The sequence below is a fragment of the Ilyobacter sp. genome, from assembly GCF_041583315.1.
GTDB lineage: Bacteria > Fusobacteriota > Fusobacteriia > Fusobacteriales > Fusobacteriaceae > Ilyobacter.
The window spans coordinates 1-2,460 of the sequence record NZ_JBFHGC010000440.1; the positions used below are offsets into that span (position 1 = coordinate 1).

The 2,460-nt window shown below is 31.7% G+C and carries 2 protein-coding genes; one reads left to right on the forward strand and one right to left on the reverse strand.

From position 1 onward, the window contains the following. Positions 1-11: 11 nt before the first annotated feature. Entirely contained in the window at positions 12-1,481 is a 1,470-nt protein-coding gene (locus tag ABZA26_RS12635; protein WP_372714870.1) for an MBOAT family protein, read from the reverse strand. 302 nt (positions 1,482-1,783) lie between these two features. Between ABZA26_RS12635 and ABZA26_RS12640 the strand changes: the two genes are divergently transcribed. Beyond that, the coding region (locus ABZA26_RS12640; RefSeq protein ID WP_372714871.1) for a hypothetical protein at positions 1,784-2,460 on the forward strand (677 nt) is incomplete at its 3' end.

A 2,460-nucleotide genomic window follows, 5' to 3' on the forward strand; every position in this document is an offset into this window, starting at 1 on the left:
AGCCACCCCCCTTAAAAATGAAAATATATAAATTCACTGGCACCTTCAAATACTCCAAACATTATCATCCAAAGCATTAATGAATAATAAACACCCCATCTCAAATAAGTTGGTTTTGTTTTCAACAGGTCATATATCTTTTTGCTTCTTGACTTGAGGTGAAAGATCTCCATAATTCCTATAGACAACAAAGTAACTACAAACCCTACCTTCCCTGCATTTAAAGCGTCCAAAGCTCTGTAAATCCCATCGAAGGTAGTGTAACTTTCTATATTACTAAACATATGAGTTATTATATAAAGGACATCTTGTAATGTATTTGCTCTGAAAAATATCCAGGAAAAAGTTACAAGTGAAAATGTACACCCAACGTGTATAAAATTCTTTAGTATCGGGTACTTAGTCAGGCCTATTTTTTCATAGAATTCCTGCCGCTGATTTCTGGTAGAAATGTCTATCACAATATAGAAACCATGGAGAGCTCCCCATATTATGAAATTCCAGCTTGCTCCATGCCATAAACCGCTTACTAGAAAAACGATCATCAAATTTTTGTAAACTTTATATTTTGAAACTTTATTTCCACCTAATGAAATATAAAGATAATCTTTAAACCACTTTCCAAGGGATATATGCCATCTCCTCCAAAATTCAGAAATCGACTTTGAATAGTAAGGTATCTTAAAGTTTTCTATAAGGTCAAAACCTAATACCTTTGCTGATCCGATTGCGATGTCAGAATATCCGGAAAAATCACAATAAATTTGAAATCCAAATAATACAGAGGCTACCAACAGAGTCAAACCGCTATGGCTATTTACATCATTATAAATATTATTTACAATAAGGGCCGTTCTGTCTGCCACAACTACCTTTTTAAATAAACCCCAAAGCATGAATTTCAAACCTTCTGTCATTCTTATATAATCAAAATCCATTTTCTTTTTGAACTGTGGCAATAAGTTCGTAGAACTCTCTATGGGACCTGCTACAAGTTGCGGAAAAAAAGCCACATATGTAGCAAATAACCCAAGATGCCTTTCTGCCTTTCTCGTCCCTCGATAAACATCAAAGGTATAGCTAAGTGTCTGAAAAGTATAGAATGAGATCCCCACTGGAAGTAACAACCGGAGTCCCGGAGCTCTGAAATCCAGACTAAAAATTTTAAAAACCCCATTAATGTTGCCTATGAAAAAATTGAAATATTTAAACACAAACAGCATTCCCAAATTACTTATTAAACTTAAAAACAGATACTTTCTTCTTTTTTCTTTTTCTTCTTCCTCTCCCATCATGATTCCTGCAAAATAATCTATAAGAGTTGAAATTATAATGAGTATTAAATATTTTGAATTCCAGCTTCCATAAAAATAGTAACTTGACCCTAATAACAATATCCATCTAAATCTGTGAGGAAGTAAAAAATAAACCGTTGTTACAGAAATAAAGAAAATAATAAATTCAAGTGAGTTAAACAGCATATGAAACACCTCTCAGAATTTCGTAATAAAATCATTATATTTATAGAGATTTTTCGTTATTAATTAAAATTTCCTCTTTGCCTTTTGGCAAAAGTGTCATTTTACTTTTTTTATTTACATATTTATTTTATTCTGGTATTTAAATAAAAATTAAAAAGGGTTTTCCATTATTGTCTAGAAAAATAGATTTGATATTGTTATTTCCAGACAGATAAACAATTTATATTTAGGATTTTTTTTGCCACATGAAAAAAAGAGATCAAATTTAAAGCTTATAATTAAATCTTAAAAGGAGATATCTCATGAAAAAAATATGTGTAGTCGGATTAAACTATTTTCCTGAGATTTCCTCAACAGGTCTATATACCACAGAGATGTGCGAGTACCTTTCAAGGGAATTTCAAGTCAAGGTGGTAACCGGATACCCTTATTATCCAGAATGGGAAATAAGGACTGATTATTCACAAAAGAAGGGCATTTTAAAAGAAAATACAAAAAATGTAGAAATAATAAGAGTAAAACAATATGTTCCCGTGAAGGTTAATCCTTTGAACAGATTAATTCATTACTGGGATTTTTATCATAAAGCGCTTTCTGTGTGCAGAAAAGAAGACTGCGATATGATTATGGTCATATTACCAAATATTTTCTTACTAAATTTAGCTATAAAGGTGAAAAAGAAATATCCTAAACTAAAAATATGGGCCCATGTCCAGGATTTTGAAATAGATGCCGGATTGGAGATGATTAAGGGCATCGATAAAATCAAACCTCTGAAGAGATCTCTGTATCATATAGAAAAAAAACTTTTTTCAAAATTTGACGTAGTCAGTACAATTAGCGATGGTATGATGATGAAATTTGACAAAAAAGGAGCCTCTAAGGACAAACAGTTTCTACTGCCTAACTGGGCAGATATTGATTTTTTATACCCAATTTTAAAAAGCCCATACAGAGATGAACTGAAAATATCAGACGA